Consider the following 22,625-nt stretch of genomic DNA (forward strand, 5'->3'; position numbering starts at 1 on the left):
GACGAGATCGTTGCCCGCATCCGGCAAGCCAGTGGGACCAAATCCCAAGCGGCTTCTGAAGCGCGCGGAATTCCTGGCTGTCCGTCGTGGTGAAAAACGACGCGGGCGGCTTTTTCTCGTCGAAGTTCTCGACCGCGGCGACGGCCTGTCGCCGCGCGTCGGCTACACCGTCACCAAGAAGGTCGGCAATGCGGTTGTCCGCAACCGCGTCCGGCGGCGGCTGCGAGAAGCCGTCCGTACGCATGCGGCAAGTGACATGGCGCCTGGCAATGACTATGTCATCGTCGGGCGCGAAGACGTGCTTACCACTCCGTTCGGCCAATTGAAGGCCGAACTCTCCCGCCGACTGCGCGGAACACGATAGGCCAAGGGCTTTCGATGGAAAACAACCGGAACTTCTTCATCACCATCGCGCTGTCGGTGCTGATCCTGGCGGTATGGCAATATTTTTATGTGTTGCCGCGCAGCGAAGCGCAGCGCGAGGCCGCCCGCGTCGAACAGCAGCGCGTCGAGGAGCAGAAGAAGGCCGCCGGCACCAATCCCGGTACCGACACCGGAACGCCCGCCGCCCCTGGCGCCATTCCCAACGCACCCGGCACCGATGCCGTGACGCCGGCCGGCCGCGAACAGGCGCTCGCCACGACGACCCGCGCGAAGATCGACACGCCGAGCCTCGAGGGTTCGATCAACCTGACCGGCGCCCGTCTCGACGACCTCAAGCTCAAGCACTACACCGAGACGGTCGACAAGAACTCGCCCGAGATCAGCCTGCTCAATCCGGCAGCACTGCCCAATGGCTACTATGCCGAGATCGGCTTCGTCGGCAACGACAAGACCGGCGCGGTGCCCGGTCCCGAAACAGTGTGGGCTGTCGACGGCAATGCGACACTGACGCCGACGACCCCGGTCACGCTGACCTATTCGAACGACAAGGGCCTGACCTTCAAGCGCACCTTTTCCGTCGACACCAACTACATGTTCACGGTGTCCGACACGGTGCAGAATGCCGGCACGGCCGCCGTCTCGCTGTCCAATTACGGCCGCGTCACCCGCTTCGACAAGCCGCTCGTTGCAAGCACCTATGTGCTGCATGAGGGCCTGATCGGCTTCACCGGCACGGAAGGCCTGCAGGAACACAAATACGCGTCCATCGAGAAGGACAAGCAGTTCACGCCGGGCAAGTCGACCGACGGCTGGCTCGGCATCACCGACAAATACTGGGCGGTGACGCTGGTGCCGACCGAGAAGCAGCCGTTCCAGCCGCGCTATGCCTATTTCGAGGACGGCCGCCATCGCTACCAGTCCGACTTCCTCACCGACCCGATCACCGTCGATGCCGGCCAGTCGGCGACGGTGGAGAGCGAGATCTTCGCGGGCGCCAAGGAAGTCGGCAAGATCAACGCCTATGCGGAAGACCGTCATATCAAGCGGTTCGACCTTTTGATCGACTGGGGCTGGTTCCACTTCATCACCAAGCCGATGTTCTGGCTGATCGACACGCTCTACAAATTTTTCGGCAATTTCGGCCTGGCCATTCTCGCCACCACCGTCATCGTCAAGGCCATCTTCTATCCGCTCGCCAACAAGTCGTACGCGTCGATGGCGAACATGAAGAAGGTGCAGCCGAAAATGCTCGAGATCCGCGAGAAATACGCGGACGACAAGATGAAGCAGCAGCAGGCGATGATGGAGCTGTACAAGACCGAGAAGATCAACCCGCTTGCCGGCTGCTGGCCGGTGGCGCTGCAAATCCCGGTCTTCTTCTCGCTCTACAAGGTGCTCTACATCACCATCGAAATGCGGCACGCGCCGTTCTTCGGCTGGATCCAGGATCTGGCCGCGCCCGATCCGACGTCGCTGTTCAACCTGTTCGGCCTGATTCCGGTCACCCTGCCGCACATGCTGATGATCGGCGTCTGGCCGCTGATCATGGGCGTCACCATGTTCCTGCAGATGCGCATGAACCCGACGCCGCCGGATCCGACGCAGGCTGCGATCTTCACCTGGATGCCTGTCATCTTCACCTTCATGATGGCGGGTTTCCCGGCCGGCCTGGTCATCTACTGGGCCTGGAACAACACGCTGTCGATCCTCCAGCAGGGCATCATCATGAAGCGCCAGGGCGCCAAGATCGAGCTGTGGGACAATCTGGTCGCGCTGTTCCGAAAGAAACCATCACCGGCCGAATAGAAGGCGCAGCGCTTTCTCCAGCCTTCAAAGCCCCGCCTCGCGCGGGGCTTTTCGTTTAAGCAGCTCCGGCATCACGTTCCCGTGATCGGCGAAACTTGCGCCCCCTCGGCGGCGTGACTGCCTGTGCGTTTCCAAAGGCTATCAATTCCGATCAGCCCTCACACGGAGGAAGACCACATGCGCTTGCCGTCATTCAGGATCATCGCCCTTTCCGCACTCGTCGCCGGCGTGGCGATTGCCGCGCCCGCCTATGCCAAGAACCCGAATGTCGGCGGCGCGCCGATGTACACAACCAAGAACATCGTCGAGAACGCCGTCAATTCGAAGGACCACACGACGCTGGTCGCTGCGGTCAAGGCCGCCGGCCTGGTCGACACGCTGCAAAGCGCTGGCCCGTTCACCGTCTTTGCCCCGACCAACGCAGCGTTTGCGAAACTGCCCAAGGGCACCGTCGACACGCTGCTGAAGCCGGAGAACAAGGGCAAGCTCACCAAGGTGCTGACCGCGCATGTCGTGGCCGGCAAGATCTCCGGCGCCGAGATGATGAAGAAGGCCAAGGCGATGGGCGGCAAGTACGAGATGAAGACCGTCTCCGGTGACACGCTGACCGCCGAAGTCAAGAAGGGCAAGCTCTACATCATGGATGAGTCAGGCGGCGAGGCGCGAGTGACGATCGCCGACGTCAACCAGTCGAACGGCGTCATCCATGTCGTCAACAAGGTGTTGTTGCCGAAGTAACGGCTTTCGGCATGGGATCAAGGCAGGTCCGTTGGGGCTTTCTCGGGCCTGCTATCCCCGCCTCATGACGAGGTGCCATGTTTCTTGGGAAGTCGTATCGGCATCGGCCGGGGTCCTGTACCTCACAGGACCCCGGTTTCTTTTTGGCTGTTGCCTGTGCAGCCGGATAAGTTTCGAGCGTCGTCACTCCATCACGGCGCTGTGGTCGATCTTGGCCGGAGTCGCCGGCTTGCGCAGCAACAGAACCAGCGGAATGGCAGCAAGCGACAGGATCATCATCAGCTTGAAGTCGTTCATATAGCTGATGATCGTGGCCTGCAGCGTGACCACGCCGTCGAGCGCGGCGCGGCCCGCGGCGCTGTAGGGATCCATTGCCTGGAAGATCGCCGGATTGCTGAACGCCTGGTTGTAGGGCGTCACATAGGTGGCGATATTGGCGTGGTTGATCTGCACGTTCTGCGTCAACAGCGCGGTGACCACCGATATGCCGACGCTGGAGCCGATGTTTCGGGACAGATTGTACAGTCCGGTGCCTTCCGCGCGCCGCTCCGGCGCCAGCGTGGCGAAGGTGATGGTGGTCAGCGGCACGAACAGGAAACCCAGGCCCGCGCCCTGGATGAAGCCGGTGCTGATGATCGTCCATTGCGAGACATCAGGGGTCCAGCCGGTCATGTCGTACATCGCCCAGGCGGTGACCAGCAGGCCGGTTAGAAGCAGCCAGCGCGTGTCCACCTTGCCGATCAGTCTGCCGACCAGGAACATGCAAGCCATGGTGCCGAGACCGCGCGGCCCCATGACGATGCCGGCCGTCACCACCGGATAGCCCATCAGGGTCTGCAGATAGGGCGTCATCAGGGCCAGCGAGGCCAGATAGGTGATGCCGATGATGAAGATGAAGATCATGCCGACGGCGAAATTCCTGTCGAGGAACAGCCGCGGGTTCACGAAGGTGTTTTTGGCGGTGAAGGTGTGGACGAGGAAGATGTAGAAGGCCGACGCGCAGATCAGCGCCTCGACGATGATCTCGGACGACGAGAACCAGTTGAGCTGCTCGCCGCGATCGAGGAACATCTGCAGCGACGCGATGGTGACGCTGAGCATGCCGAAGCCCAGCCAGTCCAGCCTGGCCTTGAGGTCCGTCTTGGTTTCCTGGACGAACATCGAGACGCCAGCGAAAGCCAGCGCGCCGATCGGTACGTTGATGTAGAACACCCAGCGCCAGCTGACATTCTCGGTCAGCCAGCCGCCGATGACCGGCCCGAGCACCGGCCCGACCATCACCGAAACGCCGAACAGCGCCATCGCCGAGCCGCGCTCCTCGACGCTGTAGATGTCGAGCAGGATGCTCTGCGCCAGCGGCACCAGGGCTGCGCCGAACAGGCCTTGCAGCAGGCGGAAGCCGACGATCTGCGGCAGCGACTGCGCGAAGCCGCACAGCACCGACGCGACGACGAAGCCGGTGATCGAGATCAGCAGGATGCGCTTGCGGCCGAAGCGATTGGCAATATAGCCCGAAGGCGGCGTCATGACGGCTGCCGCGACGATGTAGGACGTCAGCACCCAGTTTATCTGGTCGGCGCTGGCCGAAACGCTGCCCTGGATATAGGGCAGCGCCACATTGGCGATGGTGGTGTCCAGCGCCTGCATGATCACGGCCAGGATCACGCAGGCGGTGATGGCGCCGCGATTGGCGACCACGCCACCTGTCGCGGACGCGCCGGTCATGACTTTTGTCCGAACCGACCGAGGAGGTCCGTCACGAAGTCCGGCAGGCCGCGCGCATGGCCGGTATCGATGCCGACCACGACGCTCATCCCGCCGCGCAGCGGCGGCTTGCCCTGGAGATCGTCCACCGTCACGCGCATCGGAATGCGTTGCACGACCTTGACCCAGTTGCCGGTGGTGTTCTGCGCCGGAAGCAGCGAGAAGCTCGACGACGACGCCGGGCTGATCGAGGCGACCCTGCCGTGCCAGACGGCACCGGGATAGCTGTCGACGCTGATCGTCGCCGTCTGTCCCGGCCGCACATAGGTCAGTTCGGTTTCCTTAGGCTCCGCCGCGATCCACAGATCGGTCGCCGAAATCAGGCTGAACGCCGGCTGCGAAGCCGGCAGGTACTTGCCGACCTGAAGCGCGTCGACATTGGTGACGATGCCGTCGAATGGCGCCTTGACGAAGGAATCGGCAAGGTTGCGCTGGGCGTCGTCCACCGCCGACTGCGCCTGGAGATAGAACGGGTTCTTCTCCACCGGCTGGCTGGCGTCGCCGCCGAGCTGGGCAAGCGTCGCCTGTGCCTGCGCTTGGGCAACGGACACTTTCTGGCGGGCGGCGACGAGGTCGTGCTGGGCGCTGTCGAAGGTCGCCTTCGAGGAGGTGGAGGTCTTGAGCAGATCCTGCTGGCGTTGGAAAGCGGCCTCGTAATAGGGGATGTCGGCCTGCGCCTGCTCGATCAGCGCCTGCGACTGCTGGTAGCTCGCCTGCAAGGTCAGCACCTGGTTGCGCACTGTGCCGAGCTGTGCCTGGGCGGCGGCAAGAGCGGTTTCGAAAGAGGCCGGCCGCAACCGGAAAAGCACCTGGTCCTTCTTCACCGCCTCGTTCTCGTGCACGTCGATCTCGGACACAGTGCCGGAGACATCGGTGGAAACGCCGAGCGACTGCGCCTGGATGTAGGCATTGTCGGTCGTCATGACCTGGCCGCCGATGACGTAGTAATAGCCGCCGACGACCAGCGCGAACGGAAGCAGGGCAAACAGGATCGGCCGTGCCCGGCCGCGCTTGGGCTTGACCGGCGCCGGAGGCGCCACCGCAACCCCGGCCTGGCGTGGCTCCTTGGACGGAGCCTCAAGCGCCGCCGGCTCCAGGGCGACCGGTGCTTCGAGCTCGTCATTGTCGATGACGGTGCTGGCTCGCCTTTGCTCGCGTTCGCTGTCCAGCCGGATGACCTGGTCGCGCGCCCGGTCGGCGGCGGATCCGTCTTCTTCGACAGGCTTCTTTGGTGAGGTTGATTCAGCCATGTGTTTTCTCCCGGTCGGCGGCAGGCTGGGCGCAAGCCGCGAGCAGATTGGATTTGATGAGGGATAGGGTTTGCAGCAGATGCAGTTGCGCATCCGCGGAAAGGCCGACAAAGGCCTCGTCACGCGTCTTCCGCCCATTGCCGCGCATGATTTCGATCAGCGGATGGGCTTGCGGCTTCAGGTACAGCAGCCATGCCCGGCGGTCAGCGGGATCGGGCCGGCGCCCGCTTGCTTCCATCTTGTCGAGCAGCCGGGCGAGCGTGATCGGCGTGATCTCGATCAGGTCCGCCAGTTTGTTCTGGTGGATGCCTTCATGCAGGCTGAGATAGGCCAGCACCTGCCACTGGGCGCGGGTCAGCCCCGATGCCCGCGACCTCTGCTCGAACCGCTTTCGAAGCAGGCGCGCGACATCGTGCAGCACGAAGCTGATGTTGGGTGACGATGGCATGGGAGGTACTGGAGTTTTTCGGCGCGACTATTAGTGAGCATGCTTATTATCATCATGCACATAATCTTGCTGGACGCGGTGCGCAAGACGGACTAAGCCCGCCTGGAAAAAATGACGCATGGGCTGCGACCCACCAAAAGGCTCAGGTAGCAGGCTGTTGCCGGGCAAGGTTACGACGATGAATTGGCTGAAGATCGCGACCGTGGCGGCCATTGCGGGATGGCCGGGCATTGCGCTCGCAAAGGGCGCCGTCAGTTGCGGCGGCGCCGCCATGCTGGGTGGCGCGCAATTGAACTGCAGCCACGTCGAACCCCAGGCGCCGCCTCAGTTTTGCACCTATAGCTGGGCTCTCCACATGCCGGCCGGCGACCAGAAAATCGTTGAAGGCAGCTTCATGCTGCCGCCCGGCGCCACGAATGTCACCGTCTATCAGGGCAGCGGTTTCGACAGTGCGCTGTCCGATCCGATCGTGATTTGCCGCGGCAGCAAATGAGCAAGGCCGTCAAGGAAAGCTCGCTCGTCGCCCGATTGGTGCTATAGGGCGGATCACGCTATTTTGAACGGGCGCATTCGAGTTTCGGATGCACCCGGCGGCCATTTCTCTGACGGATTTCGACATGGACGGACCCAACCCAGACATCAAGCACCCGATCCCGATGCATACCCGCGTCGGCTTCCTCAAGGGTCTGGTGAACGCGCCAAACATCGAGATCGGCGACTTCACCTATTATGACGACCCCGACGGGCCGGACAAATTCGCCGAGAAGTGCGTCCTGCATCACTATCCGTTCATAGGCGACAAGCTGATCATCGGCAGGTTCTGCGCCATCGCCGAGGGCGCGCGCTTCATCATGAACGGCGCCAACCACGCCATGTCCGGCTTTTCGACCTATCCGTTCAATATTTTCGGCCATGGCTGGGAAAAGGGTTTTGACCCGGCGACCTGGTCGAAGGAGGTGCGCGGCGACACCATCGTCGGCAACGACGTCTGGATCGGCATGGAGGCGGTGATCCTGCCCGGGGTGGAAATCGGCCACGGCGCCATCGTCGCTGCGAAATCAGTGGTGACGCACGACGTCCCGCCCTATGCGATCGTCGCCGGCAACGCGGCCAAGGTGGTAAAGATGCGTTTCGACGACCGGACAATCAGGCGGCTGCTGGCGGTGGCGTGGTGGGACTGGCCGGTAGACAAGGTCAGCCGCAACCTCGATGCTATCCGGGGTGCCAATATTTCTCTTCTGGAGGCAGCAGCTTGAACGCTCTGAACAGCAGCATAATCGGCACCGAACTGTTTACGCGAGGGTGGATCTTCATCCGCGGCGTGCCGGCGATGAAGTTCCTGCCACCGGAAGGGCCGCCGGAAATCGCCTTTGCCGGCCGCTCGAATGTCGGCAAGTCGTCGCTGATCAATGCGCTGGTCAACCAGAAGGGGCTGGCGCGCACTTCCAACACGCCGGGGCGCACGCAGGAGCTCAACTATTTCGTGCCGGATGGATTTTCGGGCGAGGGCGCCGACCTGCCGCCCTTGGCGCTGGTCGACATGCCCGGCTACGGCTACGCCACCGCGCCCAAGGAGAAGGTCGACGAGTGGACCAAGCTGGTCTTCGATTACCTCAAGGGCCGGGTCACGCTGAAACGCGTCTATGTGCTGATCGACGCCCGTCATGGCATCAAGGCCAAGGACGACGAAGTGCTGTCGCTGCTCGACAAGGCGGCGGTGTCCTACCAGATCGTGCTGACCAAGACCGACAAGATCAAGACTGCCGGCGTGCCGAGGCTGATCGAGGAGACGCTGGCAAAGATCAAGAAGCGGCCGGCGGCGTTCCCGTTCGTGCTGGCCACCTCTTCTGAAAAGGCCGAGGGCCTTGAGGAATTGCAGGCAGCCATCGTGCTTGCCGCCAATGGCGGCTAAAGCATCCGCACCTTAGAGCAATTCTAGGAAAAGTGTGAAGCGGTTTTCCGTCCAGAATTGCGTCTAAACAAAGAGTTAGAGCATGGTCTGGCTAGGGCTTGGCCTCGATAGCAATCGTCTGATGGCCTTCTTCCGCCACAAGTCTTTCGGTGCCGTAGGCCTTCAGGAACATGCTGACGCCTGACCTGACGATGTGGTCGATCTCGTCCTGGGTCGGGGCCTTGGTGCGGTAGGCGAAGATGCACTGGCGGAACAGACCGGCCAGGCACAGTTCGGTGAACTGATAGGCGGCAAGATCGACATCGTCGATGCGCAGCAGGTCGCGCTCGATGGCGGCATTGAGAAAGGCCGCGACCTTGTCGTGGCCACGCTTGGGACCGCGCTCGTAAAAACGCGCGCCCATGTCGGGGATCCGGTCTGATGCCCCGATCACCGTGCGCTGCGCTTGGACGACCTTGGCCGACGTGATCTTGAGAGCCAGCACCTTGCCGAACTTCACCAGCGTCTCGCGCAGGTTGTCGGCATTGTCCAGCACGTCATACATGTTCTTGAAGATGGTGCCGCGCTCTTCCTCGATCAGCGCCTCGAACAGCTCTTCTTTGTTGGCGAAGTAGACGTAGATCGTACCCTTGGAGACGCCGGCCTCGCGGGTGATGTCGTTCATCGAGGCGGCTTCGAAGCCCTTGTCGATGAAGACACGACGGGCGCCGTCGATGATCTGGCTGCGCTTGGCCGGATCCTGCCCCGCGGCCGGGCGGCCACGGCGCAAGCTTTCCAACAGGTCGTCACACGACTCGTTTTCGACATTGGGCGGGGTCTCGGCCATGAAAGTCACACCTCGAAAATAATTCGAACCAAGCGGTTCGATTGCCCTTGATATGGTCCTCTTTACGCGCTATGTCAACGGCCGGATCGAACCGAACGGTTCAGTATTATATTATAACTTTAGAGAGATGTCATGTCCTCGAACGCGCCGACCACTGCCGAAGTCCGTCCCTTCCCCAACGCCAAGGTTGCGCCAGCGACGGAAGCACCGGAAGTACCTGTCCAGCCCGTCTCGTCGCCGCCGGCAGAGGCTCCGGCCAGGAAGAAGCGTTCGGTGCGTTCCTTCCTGCTGCCGGTCATCGGTGTTGCCTTGCTGGGCGCCGGCGCCTGGTATGGGTACGACTACTGGACAACGGGCCGCTTCATGATCTCGACGGACGATGCCTATGTCCAGGCGGACATGGCGTTCATCTCGCCCAAGATTTCCGGCTATGTCGATCAGGTCAAGGTCAGCGAGAACCAGCTGGTCAAGGCCGGCGATCCGCTGCTCGTCGTCGATGACGGCGATTACAAGATTGCCGTCGCCCAGGCCGAGGCGCAGATCGCCACCTTGAGCAAGACGCTCGACCGTATCGACGCCCAGACCGACGCGGCCCGCGCCTCGCTGCAGCAGGCCCAGGCGCAGAAGGTCGCCGACCAGGCCGCGGCCGACAACGCAGCCAAGGTCGCGGCGCGCGCCTCCCAGCTGCTCAAGACCCATGTCGGCACGCAGGCGCAGCTGGACGACGCCCAGACCGCGGTCCAGCAGGCCGATGCCGCCCTTGTCGGCGCCGACGCACAGATCGCCGCCGCGCAAGCCAATATCGGCGTGCTGCAGGCGCAGCGCGCGGAATCGGCGAGCACGCTGGCGTCCCTGCAGCTCAGCCATGACAAGGCGCTGCGCGATCTTTCCTTCACCGTGCTCAAGGCGCCATATGACGGCATCGTCGGCAACCGCTCGGTCGAGCAGGGCGACCTTGTCAGCCCCGGCCAGAAGCTCGCCGTCATCGTGCCGATGGACAAGCTCTACATTGTCGCCAACTTCAAGGAGACACAACTTGCCCGGCTGGTTCCCGGCGAGAAGGTCAAGATCTCGGTCGATGCGACCGACGGCCAGGACTTCGAGGGAACCGTTTCGTCGCTGGCGCCGGCTTCGGGTGCCGTGTTCTCGCTGCTGCCGCCCGAAAATGCCACCGGCAACTTCACCAAGGTCGTGCAGCGCGTTCCGGTCCGCATCGATGTGCCGGCCGATGCGCTGAAGAGCGGTAAGCTGCGCGCCGGCCTGAGCGTCGTCGTCGCCGTCGACAGCCGCACCGCCCCATCCGGGTCGGCGTCAGTGGCAGCGTCGAATTGAGCGGCGGCCGGGGAGCAATGCCATGGCAACCGCAACCCTGACAGCAGGAGCGCCGCCGGCGAGGCCGGCTGTGCCTGACACCATTTCGACGCGGCGCGTCATCGCCTTCCTGGCGATGGTGTTCGGCATGTTCATGGCCATCCTCGACATCCAGATCGTCTCCGCCTCGCTGTCGGAGATCCAGGCCGGCCTGAGCGCCAGCTCCGACGAAATTCCGTGGGTGCAGACCGCCTACCTGATCGCCGAAGTGGTGATGATCCCGCTGTCGGGCTTTCTCAGCCGGATGCTGTCGACGCGCGTGCTGTTCACCATCTCGGCGGCAGGCTTCACCGCGGCCAGTGCGCTGGCGGCGACCGCCACCAACATCGACCAGATGATCGTCTACCGCGCCGTCCAGGGCTTCATCGGCGGCGGCATGATACCGAGCGTCTTTGCCGCTGCCTTCACCATCTTCCCGCCCTCGCGCCGCGCCGTCGTCTCGCCGATGATCGGCCTCGTGGCGACGCTGGCGCCGACCATCGGCCCGACCGTCGGTGGCTATATCAGCCATGCCATGTCCTGGCATTGGCTGTTCCTGGTCAACGTCGTGCCCGGCATCCTGGTGACAACGGCGGCCTGGACGCTGATCGACTTCGACAAGCCTAACCTCAAGCTGTTCAGCAAATTCGACTGGTGGGGCCTCGCCGGCATGGCGGCTTTCCTGGGCTGCATGGAATATGTGCTCGAGGAAGGCCCCAACAATGACTGGCTGCAGGACCAGGGCGTCTTTATCTGCGCCATCGTCATGAGCATCGGCGCGGTGCTGTTCTTCTGGCGCGTATTCACCGCCGAGGAGCCGATCGTCGACCTGAAGGCCTTCACCAACATCAACTTCGCCTTCGGCTCGCTGTTCTCGTTCGTCATCGGCATCGGTCTCTACGGCCTGACCTATCTCTACCCGGTGTTCCTCGGGCGCATCCGCGGCTACGATTCGATGATGATCGGCGAGGCTCTGTTCGTCAGCGGCCTGGCGATGTTCTTCACCGCGCCGATCTCGGGCATCCTGTCGAACAAGATGGACCCGCGCCTGATGATGATGATCGGCTTCTTCGGCTTCGCCACCGGCACCTGGTGGATGACGCATCTGACCGCCGACTGGGATTTCTATGAGCTGCTCATCCCGCAGATCCTGCGCGGCTGTTCGATGATGCTGTGCATGGTTCCGATCAACAACATCGCGCTCGGCACCTTGCCGCCCGAGCGGCTGAAGAATGCGTCAGGCCTGTTCAATCTCACCCGCAACCTTGGTGGTGCCGTCGGCCTTGCGCTGATCAACACCGTGCTGATCGACCGCAACGCCTTCCACTACGCAAGGCTCTCCGAGCATGTGCAATGGGGCAGTGAAGCCGCGCAGGCCAAGCTGCAGAACATGACCCGCAATTTCGAGCAGACCCCCGGCCTCGACGCCACAAGCGCTGCGATCTCCAAGTTGTCTGGCATGGTCCAGCAGCAGGCGGCGCTGCTGTCCTTCATGGACGTGTTCTTCATGCTGACGGTGCTGTTTGCGACGCTTGGCCTGTTCACCATGCTGATCCGCAAGCCGGCCGTACCGGGTGGCGGCGGCGGTGGGGGGCACTGATACGGAGCAATTCCAGGAAAAGTGTAAGGCGGTTTCCCGGGAAAAGCGCGCAGCGCTTTCCCTTGGAGATTGCGACAAGACAAGGATACGTGGGCAGCGGTTTCGGGAAGCTCCTCCAGTCCACGCCCGAAAAGCTCTGACCGCGTAAAAACTCCGGGCCGCAAGCCCGGAGTTTTTTGCATTCGAGTCTATGGACTCAGGCCGTGGCGGGTTTGAAGGTCAGCGCGACGCCGTTGATGCAGTGGCGCAGGCCGGTCGGCGCCGGACCGTCGTCGAAGACATGGCCGAGATGGCCGCCGCAGCGGCGGCAATGTGCCTCGGTACGCGTCATGCCGAGCGACCTGTCCACGGTCGTGCCAATCGCCTTGGGGATCTCTTGCCAGAAGCTCGGCCATCCGGTGCCGGAATCGAATTTCGTCTCCGACGAATAGACCGGCAGGTCGCAGCCGGCACAGGCGAAAATGCCCTTGCGGTGTTCGTTGAGCAGCGGACTGGTGCCGGGGTACTCCGTGCCTTCCTTGCGCAGCACGTCGAAGGCGGCCGGCGACAGGATGGCTTTCCACTCGGCGTCGGTCTTGACGACCTCGAAGCTCTCGGCCGCTTGTGCTGCCTGCGGATCGCCCATGCGCAGCATCGTTGCCGCGGCCCCGATCACGCCGATGGCGGCGGCACCGCTCAAAAGAAAGTCGCGACGGTTCATGACCAGTTCCTCCTGATGTCCTTTTTGCCAAACTACACCGCCGCGCGGAAATCAAAAGCCGGTGACGGTAGCCCCTCGAACGAACACTCCGCGCCCTCCCACATCCGAATGCAGGCGGGCGCGAAGTGCACGGGCCAATTGCGGATCACGGGAGCGGGATCGTGCAATCGACGGAGGGTCCTTGCCGTCAGTTCGCCGGCAGCAAGCCCCTTGTTACATCTTGGGCAAAAGAACCTTGTCGATGACGTGGATGACGCCATTGGACTGTTCGACATCGGCGATCGTCACATTGGCGACATTGCCGTTCTCGTCGGTGACCGTGACCTTGCCGCCGTCGGCCTTGAGCGACAATTCGCAGCCGCCGACCGTCTTGACCTTGTGGGTGCCGCCGTCAGCCTTGGCCATCGCGGCGACATCTGCTCCCATCGCCTTGGCGCCGATGACATGGCAGGTCAGGATCTTGGTGAGCTTGTCCTTGTTTTCGGGCTTGAGCAGCGTCTCGACCGTACCGGCCGGAAGGGCTGCGAAGGCTTCGTTGGTTGGCGCGAACACGGTGAACGGACCGGCGCCCTGCAGCGTCTCGACAAGGCCGGCGGCCTTCACGGCGGCGACCAGCGTGGTGTGATCCTTCGAGTTCACGGCGTTCTCGACGATGTTCTTGTTGGCATACATGGCGGCGCCGCCAACCATCGGGTTTTCGGCGTAGGCGGCGGTGGCAAGGGCCGAAACGGCGATCGTACCGGCGAGCAAAAGGGTGGCGTATCTACGCATGATGTCGAACTCCTCGGGTTTTTCTCTTCCCATTTTTGGGGACGCGAGGAGATACGGAACAAACTCGCCCGAGTTTCAGAAATATTGTGATTCTTGATTTTATCCATGGCGCAGAGGGATTTCCCGAGCCATCGGCCGCCTGCCGACATGCTGTCTTGGGCATGTTCAGCGAAGGATAGACTTATGATAGTCTGTTGTGATTTTTCAGGTGAAGAGCCGGTCAGATGCTCTTCAGGTCGCCAGCGGCAACCACCGGTCCGGTCGGCTGTCCGGTCGGCGAACCGCCCGACGGCTCGAGGCTGACGGCAAGCACCGCGCCCTGGGCAAGTTTCTGATGGGCCGCCGGCGAGACGATAATATGCGCCGTTGCACCTGCCGGAATGACGCCCATCGAGACCGGCGGGTTCTTGCCCTCGATCATCCACAGCTCGAAGTCCTTGCCGGAAGCACGCTCACCGGAGACATGCGACAGGCCGACTTCGTGATGCGCGGCGTCGTAGACGGCAAGATATTTGACGTCGCTGCCTTCGGCGGCCAGCGAAGCGACGAGTCGCGCCTGCGGCTGCTCGACCGGTGGGTTGAGAATGGGCACGGCGATGTAAATCGCCAGTGCCGCAACCGCGGCTGCGGCAAGGCCGCGCCAGAAGGCCAGGCTGGACCACAGGCCGCCGCGCACTTCGGCGGGCCTGCTCACCGCGGCAGCGGTAGCGAACAGGCGGCGGTCGACCGCGGTCTTCACCGAAACCGGCGGCTCGACTTCCCGATAGGCGGCGGCAAGCGGTGAGAGACTGACCTCCCAGTCCTCGACAAGACGGGCGAAAACCGTATCCGCATCGATGCGGCGAGAGACGATCTGGCGTTCGTCGGCATCGAGCACGCCGAGAACGTACTCGGCGGCGAGCAGGTCGTCGCCTCCACGTTCCGGTCCTGTGTCTTCTGCCAGCGTCATCTTTCCAGGCATTCTCTGAGTTTCAACAGGCTGCGGCGCAGCCATGTACGCATCGTGTTCAGCGGCACGCCATGGCGCTCCGCCAGTTCGGCATAGCTCTCGCCCTTGAGATAGGCGCCCCGGACGGCTGCTGCCCGGTCCTTCTCCAGCTCATCGAGACAATGGTGGATACGTTCGGATTCGTCGCCCGCCACCGCCATCGCTTCAGGCCCCGGCGCCGGATCGGCCACGTCGAGCGCGGCATCGATGTCGGCGGCGGGGTTGCGCCGCGCTCTGATGCGATCGATCGCATGATTGCGCGCGATTGCCACCAGCCAGGAGATCGGGCTTAGATCGGAAACAGCAAAACGGTCGGCCTTCGTCCATATCTTAACGAAGACTTCCTGCAGCGCTTCTTCCGCGTCTCCCCGGTCGTTCAATACACGAAGACAGACGCCAAAAAGTTTCGCGCTGGTCTGCCGGTAAAGCAGATCGAACGCGGCCCGATCCTTCATCGAAGTCCGAACGATCAGCTTGGTGATGTCCTGCGGCGTCATTGCAGGCAAATTAGGCGATTGCCATGTATTTGCAACGACGGAAATAACCTTGTGCACGCCTAAGCTTTTGTGTGTCGCCGGCCCGGATCCGTCGGTCGATTGCCAATGGAATTGCCACTGGCTAGCTTGCCTTCATTGATGGGGGAGCGCGCATGTCGGTCGAACGGATCCTTTGGGAAGAAGATGCCACGGGCCTCGCCAATCTGGTCCGCAAGGGCGAGGTTTCGGCCGTCGAACTGACCGACGCCGCGATTGCCCGCGCCGAGGCCACCCGTCCCGACATCAATGCCACGGCCGAACCGCTCTACGATGCTGCCCGCGCCCGCGCCAAGACCGTCGACCCCTCGCTGCCGCTGGCTGGTGTTCCCTTCGCCATCAAGGATCTCGGCATCGCCATCAAGGGCGTGCCGACGCATGGCGGCAGCCGCATTCCGGCATGGCTGGCCGACGTCAATTCGGCGCTGACCGACCGCTATCTCGCTGCCGGACTTATCCCGATCGTCACCTCGACATCGCCGAGCACGGGCTTCGATTGATGACCGAATCCAGGGCCTTTGGCATCACCCGCAATCCGTGGAACACCGGCCATACCAGCGGCGGCTCTTCGGGCGGTTCGGCAGCACTGGTCGCAGCCGGCGTCGTGCCGGTGGCGCATGCCTCCGATGGCGGCGGCTCGATCCGTGTGCCTGCCGCCTGCACCGGGCTTGTCGGCCTGAAGACGTCGCGCGGCCGTACACCGCTGACGCCCCTGGTGAGCGAAAGCTGGTACGGCATGGTCGTCGACCATGCGCTCACCCGTTCGGTGCGCGATTGCGCGCTGCTGCTCGACCTGACCCACGGGCCCGATCCTCTGTCGCCCTATGCCGCGCCGCGGCCGAAAGGCACGTTCGCGGCTGCCGCCGCGCGCGATCCCGGCAAGCTCAGCCTGGCCGTGTACCGCAAATCGCCGCTTGGCCTGCCGATCTCGGACGAGACGCTCGAGGCGCTCGACACGGCGGTGGCGCTTGCCCGCGAGGGCGGCCACACGGTCGAGGAGATCGACTTGCCCTTTATCGGCCGCGATTTCTTCGCCGATTTCTGCAGGACGGTTGCCTCCGCCGTCGCTGGCACGATGCGGGCCGAAGCGCTGCGCGTCGGCCGTTCCGTTGCTGGCGACATCGAGCGGGCCACGCGCGTGCTCGCCCGCTTCGGCGAACTGGTGTCGGCCGGCGAGACCTATGCCGACCTGCAGCGGCTGCATGCCGCCTCACGGCGGCTGATCGCAGAGACCGCGCAGTATGACGCCGTGCTGATGCCGATCATTGCCCACCCGCCGCTTGCCTGCGGCGCAATGGATCCGAAAGGCGCCGACGACCTCATCGAGAACCTGCTCGACAAGCTTCACCTGACGCCCTTGCTGAAGCTGAAGCCGTTCTTCGGCCAGTTGATGGACAAGAGCCTCTGGTTCACCCATTGGCCGGCGATCCAGAATGTCAGCGGCCAGCCATCGATCGCCCTGCCGGTCCATGTCACCGACGCCGGTCTGCCGATCGGCGTCCAGGCTGCCGGCCGTCCGGGCGACGAGGAGACGCTTTTGTCGCTCGCCGCGCAGATGGAGAAGATCTCAGGTTGGCTGGGCCGCAGGGCGCCGCTGATGGTGCCGACACGATGACGAGGCCGTGAGGCGCTCGAATATGACAGCAAAGCCATTTGCGGGCGGCGCCAATTCCCGCTAAGACGCCGCCGTCCTTACCGATCTCCAGGGAACCAAGCCGATGACGGAAATAACCGCCACCGCCGAAATGCAGGCAGCCCTGTTGTCGCGGGCGCTGCCCTACATGCAGCGCTACGAGCACAAGACGGTCGTGGTGAAATATGGCGGCCATGCCATGGGCGACATCGAGCTCGGCAAGGCCTTCGCGCGCGACATCGCGCTGCTCAAGCAATCCGGCGTCAACCCGATCGTCGTCCACGGCGGCGGCCCGCAGATCGGCGCCATGCTGGCCAAGATGGGCATCGAATCCAAGTTCGAAGGCGGCCTGCGCGTCACCGACCAGAAGACGGTCGAGATCGTCGAAATGGTGCTGGCCGGTTCGATCAACAAGGAGATCGTCGCGCTGATCAACGCCGAGGGCGAATGGGCGATCGGCCTGTGCGGCAAGGACGGCAACATGGTGTTCGCCGAAAAGGCCCGCAAGACCATGATCGATCCGGACTCCAACATCGAGCGCGTGCTCGATCTCGGCTTCGTCGGCGAGCCGGTCGAGGTCGACCGTACCTTGCTCGATCTTCTGGCACGCTCCGAAATGATCCCGGTGCTGGCGCCGGTGGCGCCGGGACGCGATGGCCACACCTACAACATCAACGCCGACACCTTCGCCGGCGCCATTGCCGGCGCCTGCCAGGCGACGCGCCTGCTGTTCCTCACCGACGTGCCGGGTGTGCTCGACAAGAACAACAAGCTGATCGATGAACTGACCGTGGCCGAGGCCAAGGCGCTGATCAAGGACGGCACGGTCTCGGGCGGCATGATCCCCAAGGTCGAGACCTGCATCGAAGCGATTGAGCGCGGCGTCGAAGGCGTCGTCATCCTCAACGGCAAGACCCCGCATGCGGTGCTGCTGGAACTGTTCACCGAACATGGCGCCGGCACGCTGATCGTGCCCTGAGGCGCTCGTCAGCCGGCTAACTTTCTCGCCTCGGAATCTTCAATATTGTCGATGGTGGGAATGGCGGGCTTTCTGGCCGGGCGTCGAACGGACATCGATTCCTCCTCGGCGTCCTGCGGCGCGCCCCAGAATTCGGCCAGCGTCGGGCCGTCTTTCACCCTGATGTCGCGGACCAGAAAGCCCCAGACCTCGCGGAACCACACGCGGCGGCCCATCTGTGTGTACCAGCGCATCGAATGGCGCTGCTCGGGATCCTTGTGGAACAGGATGCGGGCCAGCGCCTTCGGCCGTGATTGCACCGCCAGCTCGATCAGCTTAACGCTGAAGAACAGCATCCACGGCTTCAGCCGCGTCATCTGCAGCACCTGGTGCTTGTAGTCCCACAGGCGCGCATCCTGCTGGATCACCTTGCGATCCTGCGCGATGCGGAAGAACGGCGTCCAGCGATGCGGCGTCACATAAAGCGCCTGGATCTGGTCGGGGTCGTAGGCGATGAGTTGGCGAAAGCCGCGCCACAGGTCGCGAAACCCTTCGTCCTCGAAGCCGGACACCCAGGTCGCCATAGACAGGATGCCGCTGAGACGCAGCAGCCTTATCGCCTCGCGATCGGATGAGGTGCTGCCGCCCTTGCGGATCAACTGAAGCGTCTGCTCGTCGGTGTTTTCCATGCCGAGCGGCCAGCGGATGACACCGGCCTTGCGGTAGAGATGCAGGATGTCGGCATCGCGCACTATGTCGTCGGCACGGGTCGAACCGACGATCAGCACCGGCACGTTCTCGGCGATCAGGGCATCGAGGAAGGCCCGCCAGGCTTTCTTCGAGACCGTCGGATTCTCGTCGGCGAGATTGATGAGCTCGACGCCATGTTGGCGATGCAGCCATGCTATCTCCCTGGCGAATTTCACCGGATCGCGATGCCGCCAGCGGGTCCAGAAGCCACGCTGGCCGCAATAGTTGCACAGATGCGGACAGCCGCGCGAAAACTGCATGACCACGGCCCGCTTGCCGCCCCAGTAGCTGTAACTGGTATGGTCGATCAGTTCCCAGCCGACGCGGTAGGCGTCGAGGTCGGCAATGGTCATGGCCGCCTGTGTGGCGAAGGGGCGGCTGAGATCGTCGCGATAGGCGATGCCGGCCACGCTCGCCGGCGGCTGGCGCATTTCCAGCCCTTCGACCAGCGCCACCACCGTCGCTTCGCCCTCGCCGCGCACGATGAAGTCGAAGGCATCGGTAGCGGCCAGGATGTCGCGCCAATGATAGGTCGGGAAAACGCCGCCATAGATGATGATGGTCGCCGGCTCGCGCTCCTTGATCATGCGCGCGATCGCCAAGGCGGTCGGATGCGCCGAGGTCGAGCCGGAATGGCCGATCAGGACGAAGTCGGGGTGGTCCTCCAGTGCGCTGCGCACGACGTCATCGAGCGGCATAGGCCCGAACTCGGCGTCGACGAGGCGCACCTGATGGCCGGCATCGATCAGCGGCCCGCCGATCGCCAGCAGGCCGAGCGGCGGCAGGTGATCGTCGGGCACGCGGCTGCCGATGGCGGTGTGCGGCGGATTGATCAGGACGATTTTCATGGCGGACCTCCTGGGCAGTTGGTCCGCGCAAGCTGGCCGGCGATGTGGACACGCGCTTGGCCCGTTTCAGCAGTTTGCGTGCAGCTTTTCCTCAAGGAGTGCGAAGGGCAGGCATTGTCATCGCCTGAGATGCCCGAGCGGCACATGGCCCGGGCCCTTGATGTTCTGCAGCACCAACTGCGTGTGGACGTCGCGCACGCCGTCGAGCCGCATCAGCCGGTGCATGACGAAAGCGTTGAGCTCGTCGACCGACGGCACCATGACATGCAGCAGAAAGTCATGGTCGCCGGTCATCGTCCAGCACGAGGAAACCTCGTCCATGCGCTGCACGGCGGCGATGAAGCTTTCGGGCGAGCCGTCGCTGTGGCTGACGAGGCGCACCTGGATGAACACCTCGACCATCAGCCCGACAGCGCGGCGGCTGATCACGGCGGCAAATCCCTTGATGATGCCGGCCTCCTGCAGCGCCTCGAAGCGCCGCGCGCATGGTGTCGTCGACAGGCCGATCTCTTGCGCCAGCTCGGAAACCGGCTTGCGCCCGTCGCGCTGCAGGACATCAAGCATCTTGATCTCGAAATCATCGAATCGAGGCATTTCCACTCCTTCCTGGGAATTTATGAGTGAATATTATCCCGATTTCCGAATTCGAACCATCATCAAAACCGATTCGCCTCCGCAAACCCGCTTAACCTTCAACACGTCGGCCATTTGCTTTGCGAGGAGAAAAACCATGACGACGATGAGCGTTGCCGAATATGCCCGCGACTGCGCGGCGCAAGGATTGCGCGGCGACTACTCGGTCTGCCGTGCCGATTTCACCGTGTCGCAGGGTTACGATTACAGCGATGAAGAGCAGGCGGTGTGGCGCACGCTGTGCGACCGCCAGACCAGACTGACGCGCAAGCTCGCCCACCATTCCTACCTCGACGGCGTCGAAAAACTCGGCCTGCTCGACCGTATTCCCGACTTCGACGAGGTCAGCGCCAAGCTGCGCAAACTCACCGGTTGGCAGATCGTCGCGGTGCCGGGGCTCATTCCCGCGGCTCCGTTTTTCGACCATCTCGCCGATCGCCGCTTCCCGGTCACCAACTGGCTGCGGACCAGGCAGGAGCTCGACTACATTGTCGAGCCCGACATGTTCCATGATTTCTTCGGCCATGTGCCGGCGCTGTCGCAACCGGTGTTCGCCGATTTCATGCAGATGTATGGCGAGAAGGCCGGCGACATCATCGCGCTGGGTGGCGACGAGATGATTTCCCGGCTCTACTGGTACACGGCCGAATATGGCCTGATGCAGGAGGCCGGCCAGCCGCTGAAGGCCTTTGGCGCCGGCCTTATGTCGTCGTTTACCGAGCTGCAGTTCGCGGTCGAAGGCAAGGACGCCCACCACGTGCCCTTCGACCTGGAAACGGTGATGCGCACCGGCTACGAGATCGACAAGTTCCAGCGCGCCTATTTCGTGCTGCCGTCCTTCGATGCCTTGCGCGATGCCTTCCAGACCGCCGATTTCGCGGCAATCGTCGCCCGGCGCAAGGACCAGCCGGCGCTCGACCCGGCGACGCTCTAGAGCAATTCCAGGAAAAGTGTGAAACGGTTTTCCGTCCGGAATTGCGTCAAACAAAGAGTTAGAGCGGATCGCCGTTCCGTGAAACGGTGAACTGCCCTAGGCAGCATGCTGCCCTGCAGCCGTCAGGCGGTGACCACCTTGCTGAGATGGTCGCCCAGCCGGCAGGCCAGCGCGGTGATCGTCGTCGTCGGGTTGCATTGACCCGACGTGCAGAACACCGAGGAGCCGCCGACATAGAGATTGTCCATGCCGTGCACCTTGCAGTTGGCGTCGACCACGCTCTTGCTGATGTCGGTGCCCATGCGCGTGCCGCCCATATGGTGATGGCCCGCCGTCTCGTCGTTGGTCGGATAGTCCTGACCATTGCTGATCCAGTCGGCAATGCGCACGCGGCCGAGATTCTTCTCGATCAGCGTTGCGCCGAACAGTCTGAGCCCTTCGAGAAGGGTGCGATGTTCCAGTTCGGATTTCTTCCAGTGCAGTTCGATGCGCGGCACGCCGGCATGGTCGACATCGGTCTTCGACAACTCGATCTGGTTGGAGGCCAGCGGCGCCTGTTCCCAGGCGACGTAGAGCTGGGCCGCGCAGCGCAGTCTCTGACTGAGCTGGTAGGACATCCATTCCGCCATGCTGGGCGCCGTGCAGGCGAGGTCGGCGATAAGGCTCTTGACGCCGGGATACGGCGTCTCGATCAGCCGGATGCCGAAATTCATGATCTGCAGTCGCTCCATGGCGGCGAGTGTCGGCGAGAAGAAGGCCTCGTTGACGGCGTCGACCTCGAACGCGTTATAGTCGGCCAGGATGGCGTTGCCGCCCTCGAAGGTCGGATGCTCCATCCAGTAGCGGCCAAGCGCAGTTGCATTCGGCACGACGCCGCCGTTCGAGCGCTGGTTGGACCACAGAAGCAGCCGCGAATTCTCCAGCCCACCGGTGCAGACGATGAAATAGTCAGCGCTGAAGGAGCCGGCATCCTGCCCGTTCGACCACAGCCTGGCGCCAGTCACGCGTCTGCCGTCGCCGGCAAGTTCCGTGGCACAAGTGTTGAGCACCACCGCGATGTTCGTGGCCTTGTCGAGTTCATCGCCGAACTTTTCGGCGAAGCGCACGGCCGGGCTCTTGATCAGCTGCACCCAGCGAATATCGTCCGAGATCGGCATATCGGGCCGGAGGGCCGGAAGGTCGAGAATATCGCGCACTTCCGGCAGATAGGGTTCGATGTCGGTGCGGGCGATCGGCCAGCCCGTATCGGGTACCCAGGCCTTCGGCTCGAAATCCTGCTTGTCGAGCACGCGGCACCAGCCTGCCCAGTGGTTGGAACTGCCCCCCATGAACCGCAGCCGGGTGATGTCGAGATCGAAATAGAAATCCCCGACCGTGCTGCCCCGGTAAAAGTCCTGCGAGTCGTCGCTGAATTCGCGCGGACCGGCCTCCATCACCACCACCGGAATGCCGGCCGCGCCAAGCTTGCGGGCAATGGTCATGCCGGCCGGACCGGAGCCGAGGATGCAGACCTTCGGGGTGAAGTTCGCAGCGCGATACGCCTCGTAGCTGTCGAAGATCATGCCAGGTCGCTCCGCTTCAGGATCCAGCCATCGACCTCGACGATCTCGTTCGGGTCGGGCTTTGGACCGGCGGCATCGGCATCAGGCAGCTTGCGGAACAAGGACAGGGCAGGCAGTGCGATCAACGCCTGCACGAGCGCGCGGCGTGACATTTTCTTGATGATGAAACTCATGGCTGGTCTCTCGGCTGGGCTTCGGCACTGCATGGCGTTCCCAGAACGGCAATTCCCGGAACGA

General features: G+C 63.2%; 22 protein-coding genes and 1 pseudogene. 11 read left to right on the forward strand and 12 right to left on the reverse strand.

Going from position 1 to position 22,625, the window contains the following annotated elements:
* Positions 1-10: 10 nt before the first annotated feature.
* The 3 genes from rnpA (at position 11) to P3C39_RS12020 (ending at position 2,928) form a co-directional block, all read left to right on the forward strand.
* Complete coding sequence (rnpA, locus tag P3C39_RS12010; protein ID WP_013528505.1) at positions 11-364, forward strand: ribonuclease P protein component; 354 nt, start codon at positions 11-13, stop codon at positions 362-364.
* Positions 365-378: 14 nt separating this feature from the next.
* A complete protein-coding gene (gene yidC / locus P3C39_RS12015) occupies positions 379-2,190 on the forward strand; it encodes a membrane protein insertase YidC (RefSeq protein ID WP_013528504.1) in 1,812 nt (603 codons plus the stop codon).
* Positions 2,191-2,367: 177 nt separating this feature from the next.
* The gene (locus P3C39_RS12020) at positions 2,368-2,928 is read left to right on the forward strand and encodes a fasciclin domain-containing protein (protein ID WP_013528503.1); all 561 of its coding nucleotides are present in this window, start codon (positions 2,368-2,370) and stop codon (positions 2,926-2,928) included.
* Positions 2,929-3,111: 183 nt separating this feature from the next.
* Here the strand turns inward: P3C39_RS12020 and P3C39_RS12025 are convergent, their stop codons facing one another.
* Genes P3C39_RS12025 through P3C39_RS12035 form a run of 3 tightly spaced genes read right to left on the reverse strand, consistent with a single transcriptional unit; the run spans position 3,112 to position 6,390 of the window.
* The gene (locus tag P3C39_RS12025; protein WP_275953288.1) at positions 3,112-4,653 is read right to left on the reverse strand and encodes a DHA2 family efflux MFS transporter permease subunit; all 1,542 of its coding nucleotides are present in this window, start codon (positions 4,651-4,653) and stop codon (positions 3,112-3,114) included.
* Complete coding sequence (locus P3C39_RS12030; protein WP_275953287.1) at positions 4,650-5,942, reverse strand: HlyD family secretion protein; 1,293 nt, start codon at positions 5,940-5,942, stop codon at positions 4,650-4,652. Before P3C39_RS12030 ends, P3C39_RS12025 begins: the two co-directional genes overlap by 4 nt.
* Positions 5,935-6,390, reverse strand: a complete 456-nt coding sequence (locus P3C39_RS12035) for a MarR family winged helix-turn-helix transcriptional regulator (RefSeq protein WP_275953286.1) — start codon at positions 6,388-6,390, stop codon at positions 5,935-5,937. The genes P3C39_RS12030 and P3C39_RS12035 overlap by 8 nt, the downstream gene beginning before the upstream one ends.
* Before the next feature lie 178 nt (positions 6,391-6,568).
* On the opposite strand from P3C39_RS12035, the gene P3C39_RS12040 reads away from it, so the two are divergent.
* The 3 genes from P3C39_RS12040 (at position 6,569) to yihA (ending at position 8,302) form a co-directional block, all read left to right on the forward strand.
* A complete protein-coding gene (locus P3C39_RS12040; protein WP_024502096.1) occupies positions 6,569-6,883 on the forward strand; it encodes a hypothetical protein in 315 nt (104 codons plus the stop codon).
* A 124-nt stretch (positions 6,884-7,007) separates the two neighbouring features.
* The gene (locus P3C39_RS12045) at positions 7,008-7,646 is read left to right on the forward strand and encodes a CatB-related O-acetyltransferase (protein ID WP_027161114.1); all 639 of its coding nucleotides are present in this window, start codon (positions 7,008-7,010) and stop codon (positions 7,644-7,646) included.
* Positions 7,643-8,302 (forward strand): ribosome biogenesis GTP-binding protein YihA/YsxC, encoded by a 660-nt coding sequence (gene yihA / locus P3C39_RS12050; protein ID WP_013528497.1) that lies wholly within the window; start codon positions 7,643-7,645, stop codon positions 8,300-8,302. Before P3C39_RS12045 ends, yihA begins: the two co-directional genes overlap by 4 nt.
* Positions 8,303-8,393: 91 nt before the next feature.
* Here the strand turns inward: yihA and P3C39_RS12055 are convergent, their stop codons facing one another.
* Positions 8,394-9,128 (reverse strand): TetR/AcrR family transcriptional regulator, encoded by a 735-nt coding sequence (locus P3C39_RS12055; protein WP_013528496.1) that lies wholly within the window; start codon positions 9,126-9,128, stop codon positions 8,394-8,396.
* A 132-nt stretch (positions 9,129-9,260) separates the two neighbouring features.
* Between P3C39_RS12055 and P3C39_RS12060 the strand changes: the two genes are divergently transcribed.
* Both P3C39_RS12060 and P3C39_RS12065 read left to right on the forward strand, forming a co-directional pair.
* Positions 9,261-10,460 carry an HlyD family secretion protein gene (locus P3C39_RS12060; RefSeq protein ID WP_275953285.1) on the forward strand — a complete coding sequence of 400 codons (1,200 nt, stop codon included), beginning with the start codon at positions 9,261-9,263 and terminating at the stop codon, positions 10,458-10,460.
* A gap of 22 nt (positions 10,461-10,482) precedes the next feature.
* The gene (locus P3C39_RS12065; protein WP_275953284.1) at positions 10,483-12,078 is read left to right on the forward strand and encodes a DHA2 family efflux MFS transporter permease subunit; all 1,596 of its coding nucleotides are present in this window, start codon (positions 10,483-10,485) and stop codon (positions 12,076-12,078) included.
* A 196-nt stretch (positions 12,079-12,274) separates the two neighbouring features.
* Here the strand turns inward: P3C39_RS12065 and msrB are convergent, their stop codons facing one another.
* The 4 genes from msrB to P3C39_RS12085 all read right to left on the reverse strand — a co-directional run bounded on the left by msrB (position 12,275) and on the right by P3C39_RS12085 (position 15,034).
* Positions 12,275-12,778 carry a peptide-methionine (R)-S-oxide reductase MsrB gene (gene msrB, locus P3C39_RS12070; RefSeq protein ID WP_013528493.1) on the reverse strand — a complete coding sequence of 168 codons (504 nt, stop codon included), beginning with the start codon at positions 12,776-12,778 and terminating at the stop codon, positions 12,275-12,277.
* 213 nt (positions 12,779-12,991) lie between these two features.
* Positions 12,992-13,549, reverse strand: a complete 558-nt coding sequence (locus tag P3C39_RS12075) for a fasciclin domain-containing protein (RefSeq protein ID WP_013528492.1) — start codon at positions 13,547-13,549, stop codon at positions 12,992-12,994.
* Between the two features lie 220 nt (positions 13,550-13,769).
* Positions 13,770-14,498 carry an anti-sigma factor gene (locus P3C39_RS12080; RefSeq protein WP_224620816.1) on the reverse strand — a complete coding sequence of 243 codons (729 nt, stop codon included), beginning with the start codon at positions 14,496-14,498 and terminating at the stop codon, positions 13,770-13,772.
* Positions 14,495-15,034, reverse strand: a complete 540-nt coding sequence (locus tag P3C39_RS12085; RefSeq protein ID WP_063169719.1) for a sigma-70 family RNA polymerase sigma factor — start codon at positions 15,032-15,034, stop codon at positions 14,495-14,497. The genes P3C39_RS12080 and P3C39_RS12085 overlap by 4 nt, the downstream gene beginning before the upstream one ends.
* 152 nt (positions 15,035-15,186) lie before the next feature.
* Here P3C39_RS12085 and P3C39_RS12090 point away from each other — a divergent pair.
* Both P3C39_RS12090 and argB read left to right on the forward strand, forming a co-directional pair.
* Positions 15,187-16,685, forward strand: a pseudogene (locus tag P3C39_RS12090) (amidase).
* A gap of 103 nt (positions 16,686-16,788) precedes the next feature.
* Positions 16,789-17,682: an acetylglutamate kinase gene (argB, locus tag P3C39_RS12095; protein ID WP_275953281.1), complete on the forward strand. Its 894-nt coding sequence runs from the start codon at positions 16,789-16,791 to the stop codon at positions 17,680-17,682.
* Positions 17,683-17,690: 8 nt separating this feature from the next.
* On the opposite strand, the gene bchE is transcribed toward argB, so the two are convergent.
* Both bchE and P3C39_RS12105 read right to left on the reverse strand, forming a co-directional pair.
* Positions 17,691-19,259 carry a magnesium-protoporphyrin IX monomethyl ester anaerobic oxidative cyclase gene (bchE, locus tag P3C39_RS12100; RefSeq protein WP_275953280.1) on the reverse strand — a complete coding sequence of 523 codons (1,569 nt, stop codon included), beginning with the start codon at positions 19,257-19,259 and terminating at the stop codon, positions 17,691-17,693.
* A 117-nt stretch (positions 19,260-19,376) separates the two neighbouring features.
* On the reverse strand, positions 19,377-19,853 hold the full coding sequence (locus tag P3C39_RS12105) for an Lrp/AsnC family transcriptional regulator (protein ID WP_024502088.1): 477 nt from the start codon (positions 19,851-19,853) through the stop codon (positions 19,377-19,379).
* A 136-nt stretch (positions 19,854-19,989) separates the two neighbouring features.
* On the opposite strand from P3C39_RS12105, the gene phhA reads away from it, so the two are divergent.
* Positions 19,990-20,826, forward strand: coding sequence for a phenylalanine 4-monooxygenase (phhA, locus tag P3C39_RS12110; protein WP_224620819.1), 837 nt, complete (start codon positions 19,990-19,992; stop codon positions 20,824-20,826).
* 122 nt (positions 20,827-20,948) lie between these two features.
* Here the strand turns inward: phhA and P3C39_RS12115 are convergent, their stop codons facing one another.
* The gene (locus P3C39_RS12115) at positions 20,949-22,388 is read right to left on the reverse strand and encodes a GMC family oxidoreductase (RefSeq protein ID WP_127384771.1); all 1,440 of its coding nucleotides are present in this window, start codon (positions 22,386-22,388) and stop codon (positions 20,949-20,951) included.
* Positions 22,385-22,561, reverse strand: a complete 177-nt coding sequence (locus P3C39_RS12120) for a hypothetical protein (RefSeq protein ID WP_082826619.1) — start codon at positions 22,559-22,561, stop codon at positions 22,385-22,387. The genes P3C39_RS12115 and P3C39_RS12120 overlap by 4 nt, the downstream gene beginning before the upstream one ends.
* Positions 22,562-22,625: the final 64 nt, after the last annotated feature.

The sequence above is a fragment of the Mesorhizobium sp. XAP4 genome, assembly GCF_029269325.1.
Classification (GTDB): Bacteria; Pseudomonadota; Alphaproteobacteria; order Rhizobiales; family Rhizobiaceae; genus Mesorhizobium; species Mesorhizobium ciceri.

Bases quoted from the DNA above. Each gene is read 5' to 3' on its own strand.
- yidC (WP_013528504.1), top strand. From the start codon at position 379: ATGGAAAACAACCGGAACTTCTTCATCACCATCGCGCTGTCGGTGCTG.
- P3C39_RS12020 (WP_013528503.1), top strand. From the start codon at position 2,368: ATGCGCTTGCCGTCATTCAGGATCATCGCCCTTTCCGCACTCGTCGCC.
- P3C39_RS12025 (WP_275953288.1), bottom strand. From the start codon at position 4,653: ATGACCGGCGCGTCCGCGACAGGTGGCGTGGTCGCCAATCGCGGCGCC.
- P3C39_RS12030 (WP_275953287.1), bottom strand. From the start codon at position 5,942: ATGGCTGAATCAACCTCACCAAAGAAGCCTGTCGAAGAAGACGGATCC.
- P3C39_RS12035 (WP_275953286.1), bottom strand. From the start codon at position 6,390: ATGCCATCGTCACCCAACATCAGCTTCGTGCTGCACGATGTCGCGCGC.
- P3C39_RS12040 (WP_024502096.1), top strand. From the start codon at position 6,569: ATGAATTGGCTGAAGATCGCGACCGTGGCGGCCATTGCGGGATGGCCG.
- P3C39_RS12045 (WP_027161114.1), top strand. From the start codon at position 7,008: ATGGACGGACCCAACCCAGACATCAAGCACCCGATCCCGATGCATACC.
- P3C39_RS12055 (WP_013528496.1), bottom strand. From the start codon at position 9,128: ATGGCCGAGACCCCGCCCAATGTCGAAAACGAGTCGTGTGACGACCTG.
- P3C39_RS12060 (WP_275953285.1), top strand. From the start codon at position 9,261: ATGTCCTCGAACGCGCCGACCACTGCCGAAGTCCGTCCCTTCCCCAAC.
- P3C39_RS12065 (WP_275953284.1), top strand. From the start codon at position 10,483: ATGGCAACCGCAACCCTGACAGCAGGAGCGCCGCCGGCGAGGCCGGCT.
- msrB (WP_013528493.1), bottom strand. From the start codon at position 12,778: ATGAACCGTCGCGACTTTCTTTTGAGCGGTGCCGCCGCCATCGGCGTG.
- P3C39_RS12075 (WP_013528492.1), bottom strand. From the start codon at position 13,549: ATGCGTAGATACGCCACCCTTTTGCTCGCCGGTACGATCGCCGTTTCG.
- P3C39_RS12080 (WP_224620816.1), bottom strand. From the start codon at position 14,498: ATGACGCTGGCAGAAGACACAGGACCGGAACGTGGAGGCGACGACCTG.
- P3C39_RS12085 (WP_063169719.1), bottom strand. From the start codon at position 15,034: ATGACGCCGCAGGACATCACCAAGCTGATCGTTCGGACTTCGATGAAG.
- argB (WP_275953281.1), top strand. From the start codon at position 16,789: ATGACGGAAATAACCGCCACCGCCGAAATGCAGGCAGCCCTGTTGTCG.
- bchE (WP_275953280.1), bottom strand. From the start codon at position 19,259: ATGAAAATCGTCCTGATCAATCCGCCGCACACCGCCATCGGCAGCCGC.
- P3C39_RS12105 (WP_024502088.1), bottom strand. From the start codon at position 19,853: ATGCCTCGATTCGATGATTTCGAGATCAAGATGCTTGATGTCCTGCAG.
- phhA (WP_224620819.1), top strand. From the start codon at position 19,990: ATGACGACGATGAGCGTTGCCGAATATGCCCGCGACTGCGCGGCGCAA.
- P3C39_RS12115 (WP_127384771.1), bottom strand. From the start codon at position 22,388: ATGATCTTCGACAGCTACGAGGCGTATCGCGCTGCGAACTTCACCCCG.
- P3C39_RS12120 (WP_082826619.1), bottom strand. From the start codon at position 22,561: ATGAGTTTCATCATCAAGAAAATGTCACGCCGCGCGCTCGTGCAGGCG.